This window comes from Candidatus Defluviilinea proxima, from assembly GCA_016721115.1.
GTDB lineage: Bacteria > Chloroflexota > Anaerolineae > Anaerolineales > Villigracilaceae > Defluviilinea > Defluviilinea proxima.
In genome coordinates this window covers 4,091,128-4,105,493 of record JADKIW010000001.1, presented here as the reverse complement: position 1 = coordinate 4,105,493, position 14,366 = coordinate 4,091,128, and the positions used below count along the sequence as shown (strand labels likewise).

Annotated in this window: 16 protein-coding genes; 6 read left to right on the top strand and 10 right to left on the bottom strand. The window is 48.9% G+C overall.

Annotation, left to right across the window (positions count from 1 at the left end):
• Nucleotide 1 precedes the first annotated feature (1 nt).
• The 5 genes from IPP66_18985 to IPP66_18965 form a co-directional block, all read right to left on the bottom strand.
• Complete coding sequence (locus IPP66_18985; GenBank protein ID MBK9927359.1) at nucleotides 2-1,252, bottom strand: branched-chain amino acid ABC transporter substrate-binding protein; 1,251 nt, start codon at nucleotides 1,250-1,252, stop codon at nucleotides 2-4.
• Between the two features lie 289 nt (nucleotides 1,253-1,541).
• Nucleotides 1,542-2,045, bottom strand: coding sequence for a cyclic nucleotide-binding domain-containing protein (locus IPP66_18980; GenBank protein ID MBK9927358.1), 504 nt, complete (start codon nucleotides 2,043-2,045; stop codon nucleotides 1,542-1,544).
• Between the two features lie 68 nt (nucleotides 2,046-2,113).
• Nucleotides 2,114-3,535 carry a peptidoglycan DD-metalloendopeptidase family protein gene (locus IPP66_18975; GenBank protein MBK9927357.1) on the bottom strand — a complete coding sequence of 474 codons (1,422 nt, stop codon included), beginning with the start codon at nucleotides 3,533-3,535 and terminating at the stop codon, nucleotides 2,114-2,116.
• The gene (locus IPP66_18970) at nucleotides 3,498-3,869 is read right to left on the bottom strand and encodes a DUF192 domain-containing protein (GenBank protein ID MBK9927356.1); all 372 of its coding nucleotides are present in this window, start codon (nucleotides 3,867-3,869) and stop codon (nucleotides 3,498-3,500) included. The genes IPP66_18975 and IPP66_18970 overlap by 38 nt, the downstream gene beginning before the upstream one ends.
• 42 nt (nucleotides 3,870-3,911) lie before the next feature.
• Nucleotides 3,912-4,250: a response regulator gene (locus tag IPP66_18965; protein MBK9927355.1), complete on the bottom strand. Its 339-nt coding sequence runs from the start codon at nucleotides 4,248-4,250 to the stop codon at nucleotides 3,912-3,914.
• Between the two features lie 85 nt (nucleotides 4,251-4,335).
• On the opposite strand from IPP66_18965, the gene xth reads away from it, so the two are divergent.
• Nucleotides 4,336-5,097 carry an exodeoxyribonuclease III gene (xth, locus tag IPP66_18960; GenBank protein ID MBK9927354.1) on the top strand — a complete coding sequence of 254 codons (762 nt, stop codon included), beginning with the start codon at nucleotides 4,336-4,338 and terminating at the stop codon, nucleotides 5,095-5,097.
• Between the two features lie 135 nt (nucleotides 5,098-5,232).
• Nucleotides 5,233-7,110: an ATP-dependent zinc metalloprotease FtsH gene (gene ftsH, locus IPP66_18955; GenBank protein MBK9927353.1), complete on the top strand. Its 1,878-nt coding sequence runs from the start codon at nucleotides 5,233-5,235 to the stop codon at nucleotides 7,108-7,110.
• A gap of 73 nt (nucleotides 7,111-7,183) precedes the next feature.
• Here ftsH and IPP66_18950 read toward each other — a convergent pair whose 3' ends face one another.
• The 5 genes from IPP66_18950 to IPP66_18930 are packed head-to-tail and all read right to left on the bottom strand — an operon-like array spanning nucleotide 7,184 to nucleotide 11,951.
• Nucleotides 7,184-8,938, bottom strand: a complete 1,755-nt coding sequence (locus IPP66_18950; GenBank protein MBK9927352.1) for a long-chain fatty acid--CoA ligase — start codon at nucleotides 8,936-8,938, stop codon at nucleotides 7,184-7,186.
• A gap of 48 nt (nucleotides 8,939-8,986) precedes the next feature.
• A complete protein-coding gene (gene miaA, locus IPP66_18945) occupies nucleotides 8,987-9,922 on the bottom strand; it encodes a tRNA (adenosine(37)-N6)-dimethylallyltransferase MiaA (GenBank protein MBK9927351.1) in 936 nt (311 codons plus the stop codon).
• Nucleotides 9,919-10,401 (bottom strand): LysM peptidoglycan-binding domain-containing protein, encoded by a 483-nt coding sequence (locus IPP66_18940; protein MBK9927350.1) that lies wholly within the window; start codon nucleotides 10,399-10,401, stop codon nucleotides 9,919-9,921. The genes miaA and IPP66_18940 overlap by 4 nt, the downstream gene beginning before the upstream one ends.
• A gap of 12 nt (nucleotides 10,402-10,413) precedes the next feature.
• Nucleotides 10,414-10,764, bottom strand: a complete 351-nt coding sequence (locus IPP66_18935; protein MBK9927349.1) for a YraN family protein — start codon at nucleotides 10,762-10,764, stop codon at nucleotides 10,414-10,416.
• On the bottom strand, nucleotides 10,761-11,951 hold the full coding sequence (locus tag IPP66_18930; protein MBK9927348.1) for a glycosyltransferase: 1,191 nt from the start codon (nucleotides 11,949-11,951) through the stop codon (nucleotides 10,761-10,763). The genes IPP66_18935 and IPP66_18930 overlap by 4 nt, the downstream gene beginning before the upstream one ends.
• An 84-nt stretch (nucleotides 11,952-12,035) precedes the next feature.
• On the opposite strand from IPP66_18930, the gene IPP66_18925 reads away from it, so the two are divergent.
• From IPP66_18925 to IPP66_18910, 4 genes are all read left to right on the top strand, one after another.
• Nucleotides 12,036-12,233 carry a MoaD/ThiS family protein gene (locus IPP66_18925; protein MBK9927347.1) on the top strand — a complete coding sequence of 66 codons (198 nt, stop codon included), beginning with the start codon at nucleotides 12,036-12,038 and terminating at the stop codon, nucleotides 12,231-12,233.
• Entirely contained in the window at nucleotides 12,230-13,165 is a 936-nt protein-coding gene (locus IPP66_18920; protein ID MBK9927346.1) for an adenine nucleotide alpha hydrolase family protein, read from the top strand. Before IPP66_18925 ends, IPP66_18920 begins: the two co-directional genes overlap by 4 nt.
• A gap of 101 nt (nucleotides 13,166-13,266) precedes the next feature.
• The gene (locus IPP66_18915) at nucleotides 13,267-13,608 is read left to right on the top strand and encodes a cupin domain-containing protein (protein MBK9927345.1); all 342 of its coding nucleotides are present in this window, start codon (nucleotides 13,267-13,269) and stop codon (nucleotides 13,606-13,608) included.
• Nucleotides 13,609-13,610: 2 nt separating this feature from the next.
• Nucleotides 13,611-14,315, top strand: a complete 705-nt coding sequence (locus IPP66_18910; GenBank protein ID MBK9927344.1) for a queuosine precursor transporter — start codon at nucleotides 13,611-13,613, stop codon at nucleotides 14,313-14,315.
• The last annotated feature ends 51 nt before the right edge of the window (nucleotides 14,316-14,366 follow it).

The window sequence follows — 14,366 nt, the reverse complement described above, 5'->3', positions numbered from 1 at the left end:
CTTATTTGAAAGTGCCGACAGACTCGTACTTGCCACCTTTGACCTGGTAGAAGGTCATGTCGGTGAGGCTTGTATCGCCGTTGGCATCGAATGACCAGGTACCGAGAGCGCCGTCAAAGTTCTTGATGGCGAAAACGGCCTTGTTGACGGCCGCGCGGTCGGAGGGATCACCACCAGCGGCGCAGACATCTTCAATTGCCTTGAGGGCAATATTCATTGTCTCATAGCCATACACAGCGTAGGGCTCGGTCAATTCGCCGAACTTGGCAGTGTAGTCTTTGACGAATTGCTGACCAGAAGCAGGCAGTTCAGAGAGCGGAACACCAGCGACGGAAGCATATGCGCCTTCGGCAACATCAGCACCAGCGCCATCGATGAAGGCCTGAGTCTGGATACCATCGGGACCAACATACTTCACGGTGCTGTTGTCGCCCATGATCGCGACCTTGTCCTTCAGCAATTGGGAAGCGTTGTTATCGACGACCATACCAACGTAAATGGCATCCGGAGCGGCGCCGCTGTTGCTGGTGGAGATCTTGGTCATCAAAGCTTTGTAGTCAGCGGCCTTCGGGTCAATGCCTTCGTGGCCGAGAACGGTGAGACCAATTTCCTTGGCGGTGGCTTCGAACACATCAGCAACACCCTTACCGTACAGTTCCTGGTCATCCAGGATATACACGGTGGTAGCGCCGAGGGACTTCACGAAATTCGCAGCGACCTTGCCCTGAATATCATCAGCGGCAACGACACGGGTGTAGGAACGAGTGCCGGTCGGGTAGTAGGAATCGGTAACGCCGGGCAGATCCTTGTCAGCCTTGGTCAAGCCAGGGTTGGTGTTGGCGGGGGAGATCATGACCAACGGACCAGCGGCATTCAAGATCGGGATGGACAACTTAGCGGCGCCAGAGTTAAATGTGCCGAGGTAGGCTACGATGGATTTGTCCGCGGCGGCTTTGTTGGCGTTTTCAGTTTCGACGGCGGGATCCCATTTGCCGAGGGCGGCCGAAGCATCATCCCAGGGTTCGTAGGTGACTGTGTATTTTCCACCGCAAACCTTGCCGCCGGCCTGTTCGAGGCGCAACTGCATGGCGTTCACAATGGTCTGGGTCTGGGTCAATGAAGAACCAGTCATCGGAAGGCTGGAGACGATTTTCAGCGCTCCACCAGCATTACTGCTTCCACCACCGCATGCCGCAAGCACTACGCTCGCAACGATCAGCAATGCGATAACTACATTCAAACGTTTAGACATATTTCTTCCTCCTCCAAATTATTTTGGTGATTGATTAGACTCTTCCCGCAGTTAGCGGTTATACAACACAGCTGACAATGCTCTTCGTAGTCAGCACCACCTCCTTTTTTTATTGAGTTTCAAAAGGCTCATTTTGTGCAAAGAGCCGGAGAAAATCCTACCCTCAGGATAAAATTTCTCACGGCTCTTAAAAAATGGCAATTAGCTGTATAAATAATCCAAAAACCTTTCTTAACTGGATATTAGTGGCCAATAGTACGTGAAATTCTATACGAGGTCAAGTAAGTTTTTATTTTTGATCTTGCTGTGAATACAAAAGCTGTTCGCGAATTCGTAGGTCGGTATTACGTATTTTCATTGCAAGGTCTGCGGCCAGGTTGTACATCAATCGGTATCCCAGTTGGGGATACGTGTCACATAACATGACCAATTTATCGCGTGGAATGATCAAAAGGCGTGTGTCTTTTTGCGAGGCACAGGCTGAAGCCGAGCGTAACCCCTCGTCCACAAGCGCAACTTCCCCGAATGACTGTCCGCGCCGCATGGTAGCAATTACCCTGTTCTCGGTTCCATCTTCCACGGTACCAACCAGTGACGGATCCACGACAATATCTATTTCACCCTGAACAATGACGTAAAGTTCCTTACTTCCGCTATTTTCCTTGAAAATTAAATCATCTTTTTGGAAGGTTGCCTCGTGGCAAATATTCGCAACTAACTCAAGCTGTGTAGGCGTGAATTGATAAAAAATGTCACATTGCTTTAAAAAATTGACAATAGATGCGGTTGACACAGGACCTCCGGTTGATAGCAGTAGTGTAGCATAAACAGGGGCGAACTGCAACGCTACGGTTCTTACCCTTACGGGTAAGCTTGATCCAGCCAATTGAGTGGGTTCACCTGGGCGCCGTTTACCCACACTTCCCAATGCAAATGCGCGCCGGTGACGCGCCCCGTGGCGCCCACCAACCCGATTTGTTGCCCCTGTTCGACCATATCGCCTGCTTTGACAAAAATTTGCGACTGATGCCAAATGCCACTGTAAATCCCCCAGCCGTGATCGATGATCGTTGCGTTGCCGCGTACTGTGAGAGGGCCCGCGAAAATGACCCGCCCCGGTGCTGGTGCGAAAATCTGCAATCCTTCACCGCCGGCGAAGTCTAAGCCTGTATGAAAACCATCAATCGTAAGATCCGAACCATTGCCATGATAGGTTCGCCTCAAACCATATTGTGATGTGTATTGGTCTGGGTATACAGAGGGTGATGTAAATATACCATTCCAGAATTTTGTTCCGGTGGTGACACTTGTAATGGAAATCAACTGATTATTTTCTGGTTCTGTTACAGCCGGGTCTATAGTTTCGGTGGGGACGTAAAGATCTTCATGGCGGTAGTTACCTGATGTAACCAATACCATTTGTTCATAAGACTGACGGGTTCCATCTGGAAGCGATGCTTCTAAGCGGAGCGGATATACCCCGGGCTCTAGTAATCCGTGAATCCCCTGCAAAGCTACCAGTTCGTTATTATATGGAAAGAAATGAAGCGGATAATCCACTAGCATTCCGGTAACTGTGTACCCATCCTTTACCTGTGCATATATAGTTTCGGTGCCGCCCTGTACCATGGGTAATGGCTCAATGCTGGCGCTGACAAATGCAGATGGCAAACCGGATGCGCCTTCACTATTGCCAGTGGGGGAATATAGTACATCACTTGGTATCGATGCCCATGTTCCGCCGAGTTCATTGATAGATGTAAGAGTCCAAGGGTCAGTACCTTGTTTAATGGCAAGTTCTAATAAAGATTCACCAGTTCCCGTGCTTGCACGTGACGTGTATTCAGTTTGCCCATCCTGCACAGGGACGATCATGCTGATGCCCACATATAACTCAGTAGGGCTGACGAGGCGATTGAGCTTGATCAACTGTTCGTCAGAGACTTGTGTGCGGCGGCTGAGACTGCGAAATGAATCGCCAAATGAGATCACTTCTGTTTCCAGTATGCCGGTCACGCCTTCCAGCCCAGGGATGACGAGCTGTTGTCCCTGTTCGAGAAAGTTTGGGTCAACGGCTGGGTTGGCCGTCAACAAGTCGGTGAGTGAGACGTTGAACCGTGAAGCGATGTACGACAAGGTGTCGCCAGCTTGCACAATATACACAGGCCCGCTGGTTTGCGCCAAAACGGGTTGTGTGACAATGGATGTAATGCCAAGAATTAATATGAGAATAGAAGCGACGCGCTTAAACATCTTTGAATTGAACCGTATCTCCAACTTCATAATCTCCCCACCGTTCTGGATGGATCTCAAGAACATATTGTGCAGGTTGTTTTGAAAAATAAGCCGGTTGCCAGGATTTTGCCAGTACCTTATCCACTACCTGCATGTTCGAGCTGATCCAGATGACGGTTAAATCGAAGGATACGAACAGCATGTGGATGGAAGAGTCAAGGCGTGAATCCCGCTTCCCAACGAGGACCAGCCCATCGTTACGAGAGAGGCGATCACGGAGCGTGAATCCGCGTAATTGAGTCAGGAAGGTGTCACAGTATTTAATAACTGGCAGAGTCTCGATCTTCCTGCTCTTGTTTTCTACAAGAATTTGTTTGGGCATGAGAGATTTAAAAACGAGGCGTCCAATGGATCGCCTCGTTGACTATGCTTTCTTTTGGAGTACTTTCTCGACGCTTGCGAGAAGTTCCTGGGGGTTGAACGGCTTGGCGATGTAGTCATCCACTTTTGCGATGTGCAGGCCAAGGACTTTATCGATGCTTTGTGCTTTGGCTGTGACTACGATCACGGGAATTCCCTTTGTTTTTTCGTCTGCCTTGATTTGCTGATATACTTCCCAACCGTCCATATCGGGCATCATCAGATCGAGCAAAATGAGGTCCGGTTTTTCCGTGTGGATCATTTTCAACCCCTCAACGCCACCATTTGCGCCTTTCACATCAAAGCCTCGGCGCCCGAGGATCAACCGGATCAGGTCTATCATCTCCGGTCGTCTTCAACGCATAGAATACATTTGAGCTTGGAATTCATATCTTTACTTGTCCAAAGTTTACCATAAAGTGAAATCAATGAAGATAATAACATGGAACGTTAATGGTATACGGGCGGCCTTGAGTAAAAACGCTTTGGAAGCGGTCTGGAAGCATTCGCCAGATTTGCTATGTCTGCAAGAGGTAAAAGCCCGCCCAGAACAGTTAAGTGAGGAACAAGGTCAGGCTTTACGCTATCCCTATGTTTGGAACCCGGCCGAAAAGGCAGGGTATAGTGGCGTAGCGACGTTTTATAAAGAGAAGCCGTTGGATGTTCAAATGGGATTGGGGGATGAAAAATTTGACGTCGAGGGACGCGTCATTTCCACCGTTCATCCTGGATTCCGTCTATTCAACATTTACTTCCCGAATGGCCAGCGCGGCAAAGACCGTGTGGACTATAAATTGGAGTTCTACGCTCGTTTGTTGAAGTTGTGCGATAAACTGCATAAAAAAGGGGAGAGCCTCATTATTACAGGTGACTTCAACACTGCTCACATGCCCATTGACTTGAAAAACCCAAAAGTGAACGAAAAGACATCTGGTTTTATGCCCGAAGAACGAGAATGGGTGCAAAAGTTTCTCGATCATGGTTTTGTGGATGTTTATCGTAAGCTGTACCCTGACCGTGAACAATACACCTGGTGGACTTATATTTCCAATGCGCGTGCGCGCAATGTGGGCTGGCGTATTGATTATTTTCTGGTCTCCGAAGCGTTGGTCCCACGTGTGAAGGATGTGATCATCCACGATGATATCCATGGCTCCGATCATTGCCCTGTGGAATTGATTTTGGCGTAAGAGACGGGCAAAATTCCGCGTCCAACTGCCAACCTGTAACGAAAAGGCTATATTAGAGAAGTATATAAAAAGCGCCAGCGGGCTATTCCTGCACACTCCCTGTTGGTATAATCCCCGGAACATTTCGGAGGCATAGTGAATTCAAGAAACCAATCATATATAGTGACATTTTTGTTGGTCGTGGCAGTCATTGCCATGATTGTGACCGCAGTGCGGAATCAGGCAACTGCGACGCAACCTCTCACGATCAATGAACTTGCACAAGGCATTAATCAAGGCAAGATCGCCCGGGTGGTCATCAAAAATGATGGCAGTCTGCTGGTGGTCTATAAATCCGGCACTGAAGCACAGACCAAGACCGGTATCGAGGCGTACAAAGAATCTGATTCCACTCTTGTTTCACAGTTGGTCAATTTGGGTGTTAGCCCCGAAAAACTTACTGTAGAAAACGTAAAGATCGAGGTGGAAGCGCCTTCGGTTTGGTCCGGGCTCCTTGGCGGATTTGTTGTCTATCTGCTTCCGATCCTGTTGATGTTGGGCGTGTTTTGGTTCATCTTCCGTCAGGCACAGGGATCGAACAACGCCGCGATGTCCTTTGGTAAATCGCGCGCTCGCATGTTCAGTGGTGAACATCCCACAGTGACGTTTCAGGATGTCGCCGGTGCAGAAGAATCCAAACAGGAACTTGCGGAGATCGTTGAGTTCTTAAAGGAACCGCAGAAATTCATCCAGTTGGGCGCACGAATCCCCAAGGGTGTTTTGCTCGTTGGCCCTCCTGGAACAGGTAAAACCCTTTTAGCCAAGGCTGTCTCTGGCGAAGCAGGCGTTCCTTTCTTCTCCATCTCCGGTTCTGAATTTGTGGAAATGTTCGTGGGTGTGGGCGCAAGCCGCGTGCGCGATCTGTTCGATCAGGCCAAGCGTCATTCGCCTTGTATCATTTTCGTAGATGAAATTGATGCTGTAGGCCGTCAACGCGGTGCTGGTTTGGGCGGCTCACATGATGAACGTGAACAAACTCTTAACCAAATGCTCGTCGAAATGGACGGCTTTGATACAGACACGAATGTGATCATTATCGCTGCGACCAACCGTCCCGATATTCTTGACCCGGCTCTTATGCGCCCCGGTCGTTTTGATCGCCGCGTGACTCTTGACCGTCCTGATGTTAAGGGTCGTGAGGAAATCCTCAAGGTCCACATCAAAGGCAAGCCATTGGAACCGAATGTTGACCTTGCTTCACTGGCTCGCGGCACACCCGGCTTTGTCGGCGCTGATCTCGAGAACCTTGTCAATGAAGGCGCAATTCTTTCTGCGCGCCGCAATAAAAAGTCCATTGGGCAACCTGAATTGGAAGAAGCGATCGAACGCGTTGTGATGGGACCGGAACGTAAGTCTCGTTTGATCTCGGAAGAAGAGAAGCGCATCATCGCCTACCATGAGGCTGGTCACGCCGTAGTTGGCAATGCCATCGCTGAAGCCGACCCCGTTCAAAAAGTGACGATCGTGGGCCGTGGGCAGGCTGGTGGTTTGACCTGGTTCCGCCCTGAGGAAGATCGCATTTTGATCGCCCGCAAAAAGATGCTTGCACGCCTCGCCATGGCTTTGGGCGGACGTGTTGCGGAAGAGATCGTATTTGACGATATCACTTCTGGCGCATCCGGCGATATTGAAGAAGTAACTCGCATGGCTCGTGCCATGGTCACTCGCTTGGGAATGAGCAGTGAGCTTGGACCGCGTGTCTACGGCCAAAAAGAGGAAATGATCTTCCTTGGCCGCGAGATCTCTGAACAACGCGATTACTCTGAAGCTGTTGCCGAACAAATTGACGCCGAAGTCCGCAAGATCGTGGATGACTCCTACAAGTTGGCGCGGAAACTTCTGACGAAGTATCGCAAACAACTGGACGCAGTCGCGCAGAAACTTCTCGAAGTTGAAACATTGAACCGCGAAGAATTTGAAGCGATCTTCCCTCCGCCTTCTCCCAAGAAAAGCGGAACACCACAGATTGCATAGCGAACTAAAAAGTTAAACATAAGAGCCTTCCAAATTTTGGAAGGCTCTTATTTATTAATTAACGACTTTTGTTTTAAACGCTACCTTCTTTGTGTTGTCTCACCAACTCGCGTCGCAAGATCTTGCCAACAGTGGTTTTGGGGAGCTCACTCCTGAATTCCACGTGGCGCGGAACTTTGTACGGTGCAAGGCGTTCCTTGCAGAAGCTCTTAATATCATCTTCGGTGGCTGTTTCGCCGGGCTTCAGCACAACCCATGCTTTGACGGTCTCGCCACTCTTCGGGTCGGGGATGCCGCCCACGCCAACCTCGAGAACCTTTGGATGATCGGAAATTACTTCTTCCACTTCGCGCGGCCAAACCTGGAAACCGCCTGGCTTGATAAGTTCCTTCTTGCGGTCAACAATGTAGAAGTAGCCATCCTCATCCATACGGGCGATGTCACCGGTGAATAACCAGATCTTTCCATCCTTCATTTGACGCAACGAATTCGCCGTTTCGGTGGGCATGTTGTGATAGCCCTTCATCACCTGCGGCCCGTTGACCACGATCTCGCCAACTTCACCTTGTGGCATTTCAGTTTCGCCATCATCAAGGCTGATGATCTTTATATCCACATCAGGCAGGGGCATGCCAATGGAGCCGGTCTTATTCTCTCCCAAAAGCGGATTGCAGTGCGTGGCGGTTGGCGCTTCTGAGAGGCCGTACCCTTCAAACACTTTGCCGCCTGTCAGTGTTTCGAATTTTTCTTTCGTCTCGCGCATCAAAGCCGCAGAACCGGAGATGCAGGCCTTGATACTGGAAAGATCGTAGATCTTATCAACACTTCTTGGTTTCTTCCCGATCAAGTCGTAGAACCACTTTATGGCCGCCGGGAATTTTTCGTGATAGTTGTTGATACCGTTATAAAGCAGTGGAACACCTGGAAAGATCGTGGCTCTATATTTGGAAACATTATCCAAAACATCTTTCAAGTCACGTGCGTTCGGTACCATGACCATGCTTGCGCCATTTGCCATCGCAAAGTTCATGCCTGCCACCATGCCATACACATGGAAGAGTGGAATACCCATCAGCACAACTTCATTTCCCGGATCAAGGTTTGGCATCCACGATTTGATCTGGAGCGTGTTCGCAACCACGTTGCGATGCATCGCGACCGCACCTTTGGGAACGCCAGTCGTCCCGCCTGAATATTGGAATAACGCAGTATCGTCTGGGAGTACGTCCACTTTAGGCCTTGGCGAATTTGCATGCTTGGCAAGCAGGTCTTTCATCCAGAAGTCGCCACTGTCTAGTCCATCAATTCGGTGGCCTTCCTTTTTTTCCTTTGCCAGTGTGAACAAAACCTGTGTGACGGGAGGTAAAGCCTCTTTTACATTCGATACGATGATCTTCTTGAGTTTTGACTTTTCACGTACAGTCTTTAAAATGTTGTAAAAGCGCGTCAACGTGAACATCACCTCGATGTTCGCATCGTTGACAGGCATAACAACCTCGTCCGGTGGATATGTCGGGTTGACCGCCACCACTACGCCACCTATTTTCAAAATGCCGTAATAGGCGATCACGAACTGTGGCGTGTTTGGCATAAAGATGCCCACACGGTCACCCTTCTTCACGCCAAGCTCCACCAAGGCCGCGGCCATGTGATCCGTCAATGCATTCATCTCGCGATATGAAATGACCGCACCCTTGAAGATCGTACAGGCGCGGTCCGGATATTTACGCGCCGCCTCCTCTAAAAAGAGAAACAACGGCGCTTGGGGATATTCGATTGTTTGCGGAACCCCTTTGTCGTAATGAGCAAGCCACGGACGTTCGGTCATACTGCCTCCTCCTTGGTTTGGGTTAGTTTCAGTATATACAATCAAGAATCAAAAGTCAACCAACTCTCGGATGTTTTTCTCGATCTCCTCCACAACCCCATCCTGGACTTTGAACCAGTGAATATTTGGATCCGTCTCCTTGAACCAATTCGCCTGCCTGCGGACGTATACCCGAGTCGCGCGTCTGATCTGGACCTTAGCCTGCTCCTCCGTCAATTCGCCTTGTATCACACTGACACATTCTCTATACCCAATCGCAGACATCGTCGGCAGAATGGGGGAGTAACCTTTATCCAACAAGCCTTTTACTTCATCGATGAATCCATTTGCGAACATCAATTCGATCCGTTCATCGACGCGCTGATACAACTCCTCGCGCGGACGCATCAATCCAATCGTCACAAGGTAATACGGCGAGTCGCTTTGACCACGTTGTTCAGAGAATTTCCTGCCCGTCGTCATAATGACTTCCAACGCCCGTATCGTTCGACGATAATTTCGCGCATCAATCTTGCTTGCGGCAACCTCATCCAAGGTCTTGAGTTTGTCGTGTAGCCAATAGATGCCGTTTTCCTCTTTTTGACGTTCTAATTCATTCCTCAAAGTTTCATCAGGTTCCACTTCCGGGGGAGTCCATCCCTGTGTCACTGCACGGACGTATTGACCAGTGCCTCCAACAAGGAATGGCAACTTGTTTTGTGTATGAATACCTTCAATGATCTCGTGTGCTTTCTGTTGAAAGACGGCGAGACTCAATATCTCGTCCGGGTTTGCGATATCGATCAAGTGATGCGGCACGCGCGCCTGTTCTTCAGTGGTGGGCTTTGCCGTGCCAATATCCATCCCGCGATAAAAAAGACGCGAATCTGCCGAGACGATCTCGCCTTTAAGTCGTTCAGCGAGTTGAATCGAAATTTCTGTTTTGCCAACGGCTGTAGGTCCAACGATGAGGATGAGAGAATGTTTTGTCATTGGATGGCTCATGGGGTTGGAGTTATGTAGCAGAGTGGAATAACAAGTTCCATGCTTGTATAAATTTTATTTTCTGTGAGACCGTTGAAAAAAGAGATCGCTTCTTTAGGTACTTTGTATTCGGTTGCAATACTGGCTAGTGTGTCATCTTTTTTCACTAAGTACGTGCTACGTTCGCAGTCTACAACGATTTCTACATTTGTTTGCCCAGAGCTTCCACGAGGAGTTGGCGTTGGGTAAGGAATTAAAAGTACCCGTCCGGTATAAATATCATTGCAATCCTTTTGCAAATTATTGGATTCAATGATGCTTAGTACAGACACATTCAGATCTGCTGCTATTTTTCCACACGTATCATCAGATCGAACTTCGTATGAGAATATTGGCTGATTATCTTTTTCATGCTTGGAAATTGACACAAGAAAAAAAGAAAGAATGGCTAATGCAAAAACAATTAATACGAAAATGATGGATTTCTTTTCGGCTACCATATCACTTTAATCTCAGATCGCATTCTCAAAATAAGTAATGGTTGGCTCTGTTCCTGGCTTACCCTCAATTGAAATGACATCGATCTGCCAGCTGTCAATTTCATGTTCGGCCGCGTAGTGTTCGGCACAGGCGATCATGTGCTCGCGTTTGCGGGGCGTGATAGCTTCTTCGGGCAGGCCCATTGTGTTTGATGTACGTGTTTTGACTTCGATGAAGATAATAGTCTCGCCTTGTTTGGCGATGATGTCAATTTCACCGTAAGGGGTTCGCACATTTTGCCGGACGATCTCACAACCTTTTTGCATGAGGTATTCGACGGCGGTCTCTTCGCCCCATTTGCCGATGCGTTGGTTATGCTTCATTTCAGGAACTCTTCAAGGATAGCCTTGAGACGTTCGTCAAGTTTGGGCTTGAGCGGCTTGGTATTCTGTGTGAGGCGACTATAGTGATCAAGCATGATCTTGGTTGTGCGTTCAATGGAGTACTGTTCAGATGCCTTGCGAGCCGCCGCACCGAATCTTTTTTGCATGTCGCGGTTCAGGCAGAGGTAGGTAAGTTTAGCTGTAAAGGAGGCGACATCCTCTTTCGCAAGCAGACCAGTTTCCCCGTCAACAATTGAATCGCCGACGCCGGGGGAGTCAATGCCCAAGACGGGGAGTCCCGTTCCCATGGCCTCGATCACCGATAGCGGATGGACTTCCGTGACGGAAGCGGTGACGAATGCATCACACATTGTCAGATACGAGGGAAGCTTGTCGTAGGGGATCATCCCCACAAAACGGACGCGGTCTTGAACACCATATTCAGCAGGCAGAGGCTTGATCTCTTCCATGTGTTCTTTTTGGCCGGTCCCGGCGATCAGCAAATATGCATTTGGAACGACCTGCGCGACGCCTGCAAACGACTGGATCAGGAATTCAAGATTTTTTTCAGGAGCAATTCTCCCCACGAAAACGAGAAGAATATCATCCTCTTTGAAGCCGAACTCAGAACGAGAGAGGGGCGTGGCATTATAGAAACTTGTGAGATCGACGCCGTTAGGAACAACCTCAACGTGACTCTTGACACCGTACCGCCTCAATATTTTCTCCATGCCATGCGAAGGAGAAATGACCAAATCCATTTCCTCGCAGAAATCAGGCATGTATGCCTGAAGCAAACCGTGGCTGACTTCGTGCGGCATGAGCGGCATACGTGCCTGTGCGTAGAGGTCGTAACGCGTGTGATTGGTAAAAACGATGGGGATATGTGCGCGTCGACAATAACTAAGCGCGAGACGTCCGCTTAAGAATGGATGATGTACGTGCACAACATCCATGGTTTGGAGTAGTTTCTTGTGCCTGGTTCTGTATCTGAGGGAGAGGTAAAAGCCTGTATCGGCCAGAGGCAGGCCAGGGTTACGAATGACGCGCGGTTCTTCGTCTGCGTATTCAAGGTCGCCAAAGGTAAATACATAGACTTCGTGCCCTGCGTTTTCAAGGGCACGTTTGTTCAGGTCAATGTAGTTTGTGATGCCGCTGACATACGGTTTATATGTGTCTGCCATCATGCCGATTTTCATGTATTGAATCGTACAGGTGTAGTGAGTTACTGTCAAGACGCCTATGGTAGAATGACTCAAACAGGAGAAGAATTGGTTAAATTGACTTTACGTGACAAAGAATATGAAGTGAAGCCGGGGATGAATTTGCTGGCGGCTTTGAAGAAGTGCAACATTGTCCCAGAGTCTGTTATTGCGACGCGCGAAGGAGAGATGATCCTTGACGATGAAATTCTGAAAGATGGGGATGTGGTCAAGTTGGTCTCGGTGATTTCCGGGGGAGCGCTATGAAGTGTAAAAAATGTGGAGTTAAGGCTTCTGTCAACATGCGCCAGCATAAACTGGCTTTGTGCAAGGAGCATTACCTCGAATGGATTCCCGAACAGGCTGAACGCTTTATCAAAAAATATGGCATGTTCACACATGGCGAAAAAATTCTTGTCGCGGTTTCTGGAGGCAAGGATTCGCTTGCCTTATGGGATATTCTTAATCGGCTCGGTTATCAGGCGGATGGGCTGTATCTTGGACTCGGCATTGACGGCGGTATCAACTACTCGCACGAGTCGCAACGACTTGCGCAGAAGTTTGCAGATGAGAACAACCTCAAATTGCATGTAGTGGATATTGAAAAAGAATACGGACAACCCGTTCCGGTGCTTGCGGAGATTTCTTATCGTGGATATGGCAAGCCGTGCGCCGTGTGCGGGTTGGCGAAGCGCCACGAAATGAACCGCATCGCCCGGGACTTGGGGTATGCTGTGCTTGCGACCGGCCATAACCTAGACGATGAGGCGGCTGTCTTATTTGGTAACACTTTGAGTTGGTCGAGTGATTATCTTTTACGGCAAAGCCCTGTTCTTCCCGAGTCAGATGGTCTGGCACGCAAGGTCAAGCCGTTGTGTCGTTTTTACGAACGTGAGATGACGGCGTATTGTCTGGCACGAGGGATCGAATATATCTATGAGGAATGTCCGTTTGCAGAAGGGTCGCAGTCCATCTATTACAAAGAATTGCTCAACCAACTTGAGACGACCCGTCCGGGCGCGAAACTGATCTTCTATTTGAACTTCCTCGAAGCGCGTAAGCGTGGTGACTTGTTCATCGAGCAGACCATTTCGCATGCGCACTTGCATTCTTGTACCAAGTGTGGACAACCCACGTCTGCGCCTGACTTATGTTCGTTCTGTAGGATGATCGAAAAGGTGAATGCGGTTCCATCTTAACGTATTGACAGGTCGGGGGAATCAAACCGTCAAACTTTCCTTTATTAGAATGTTTGTGCTACAATCGCGATGTTGACTATCATCTTAGCGACAGGTGTTTTATGCTGATTTCAATTGAGAATGCGGAGCATTACATTTGGGGTGGAAACTCAGATGGCTGGCATTTGCTCAAACGGGATGACATGAGTGTGATTCAGGAACGTGTCCCTGCAGGCGGTGCTGAGGTGATGCATTATCACAATGTGGCGAGACAATTCTTCTACATCCTTGAAGGCGAAGCGACGATGGGATTTGAAGATCGTGAAGTTATCTTGCGTAAAGGTGACGGGATCGAGATCGAGCCACAAGTGAAACATCAATTTAAAAATAATTCTGAAGGAGATGTGCATTTCCTTGTGGTGTCGGTTCCGTCCACACGGGGAGATCGCGTAAATTTACCGTAGTTATGAAGCAACATCATTATTTCGATATCATCATGGCTGTCTTTGTGACGGTCCTTGTGGTGAGCAACATTGCCTCATCAGCCAAGATCGTGGACTTGGGTTTTAGTTTATCTGGGGTACGCATGGCTTTTGATGCAGGGACGATCCTTTTCCCGGTCAGTTATATCTTTGGGGATATTCTCACCGAGGTGTACGGTTATAAAAAATCAAGGCGTGTGATCTGGATGGGTTTTGTGTGTCTCGCGTTGAGTGCTGTCATCTTTTGGGTTGTCAGTGTTCTGCCCGGTGAGGGGACGTGGCAGGGATATGCCGGTGATGCGGCTTACGGCGCGATCCTTGGCGGAATGAGCACTGGCGGAATTGTGCTGGCGAGTTTAGCTGGCTATTGGACAGGCGAGTTCACGAATTCATTTGTTCTCGCGAAGATGAAGGTGTTGACGAACGGTCGCTGGCTGTGGACGCGTACCGTTGGTAGTACATTGGTCGGCGAATTGGTGGATACGGTCATGTTCGTCGTGGTTGCGTCTGCATTCGGGGTGTTTCCGTGGAGCCTGTTTCTCGTGTTGACTGTGACGAATTATTTGTTCAAGTGCGCGGTGGAAGCGTTGATGACGCCGGTCACTTATGTCGTTGTCGGGTTTTTGAAAAAAGCTGAGAACGAAGATTATTTTGATAAAGAGACGAACTTCAACCCGTTCGTGGTGTAAGTTTCCGCGCTGAATATTGACACTGGTGAAATAAACGTGAAAGAGAATTTT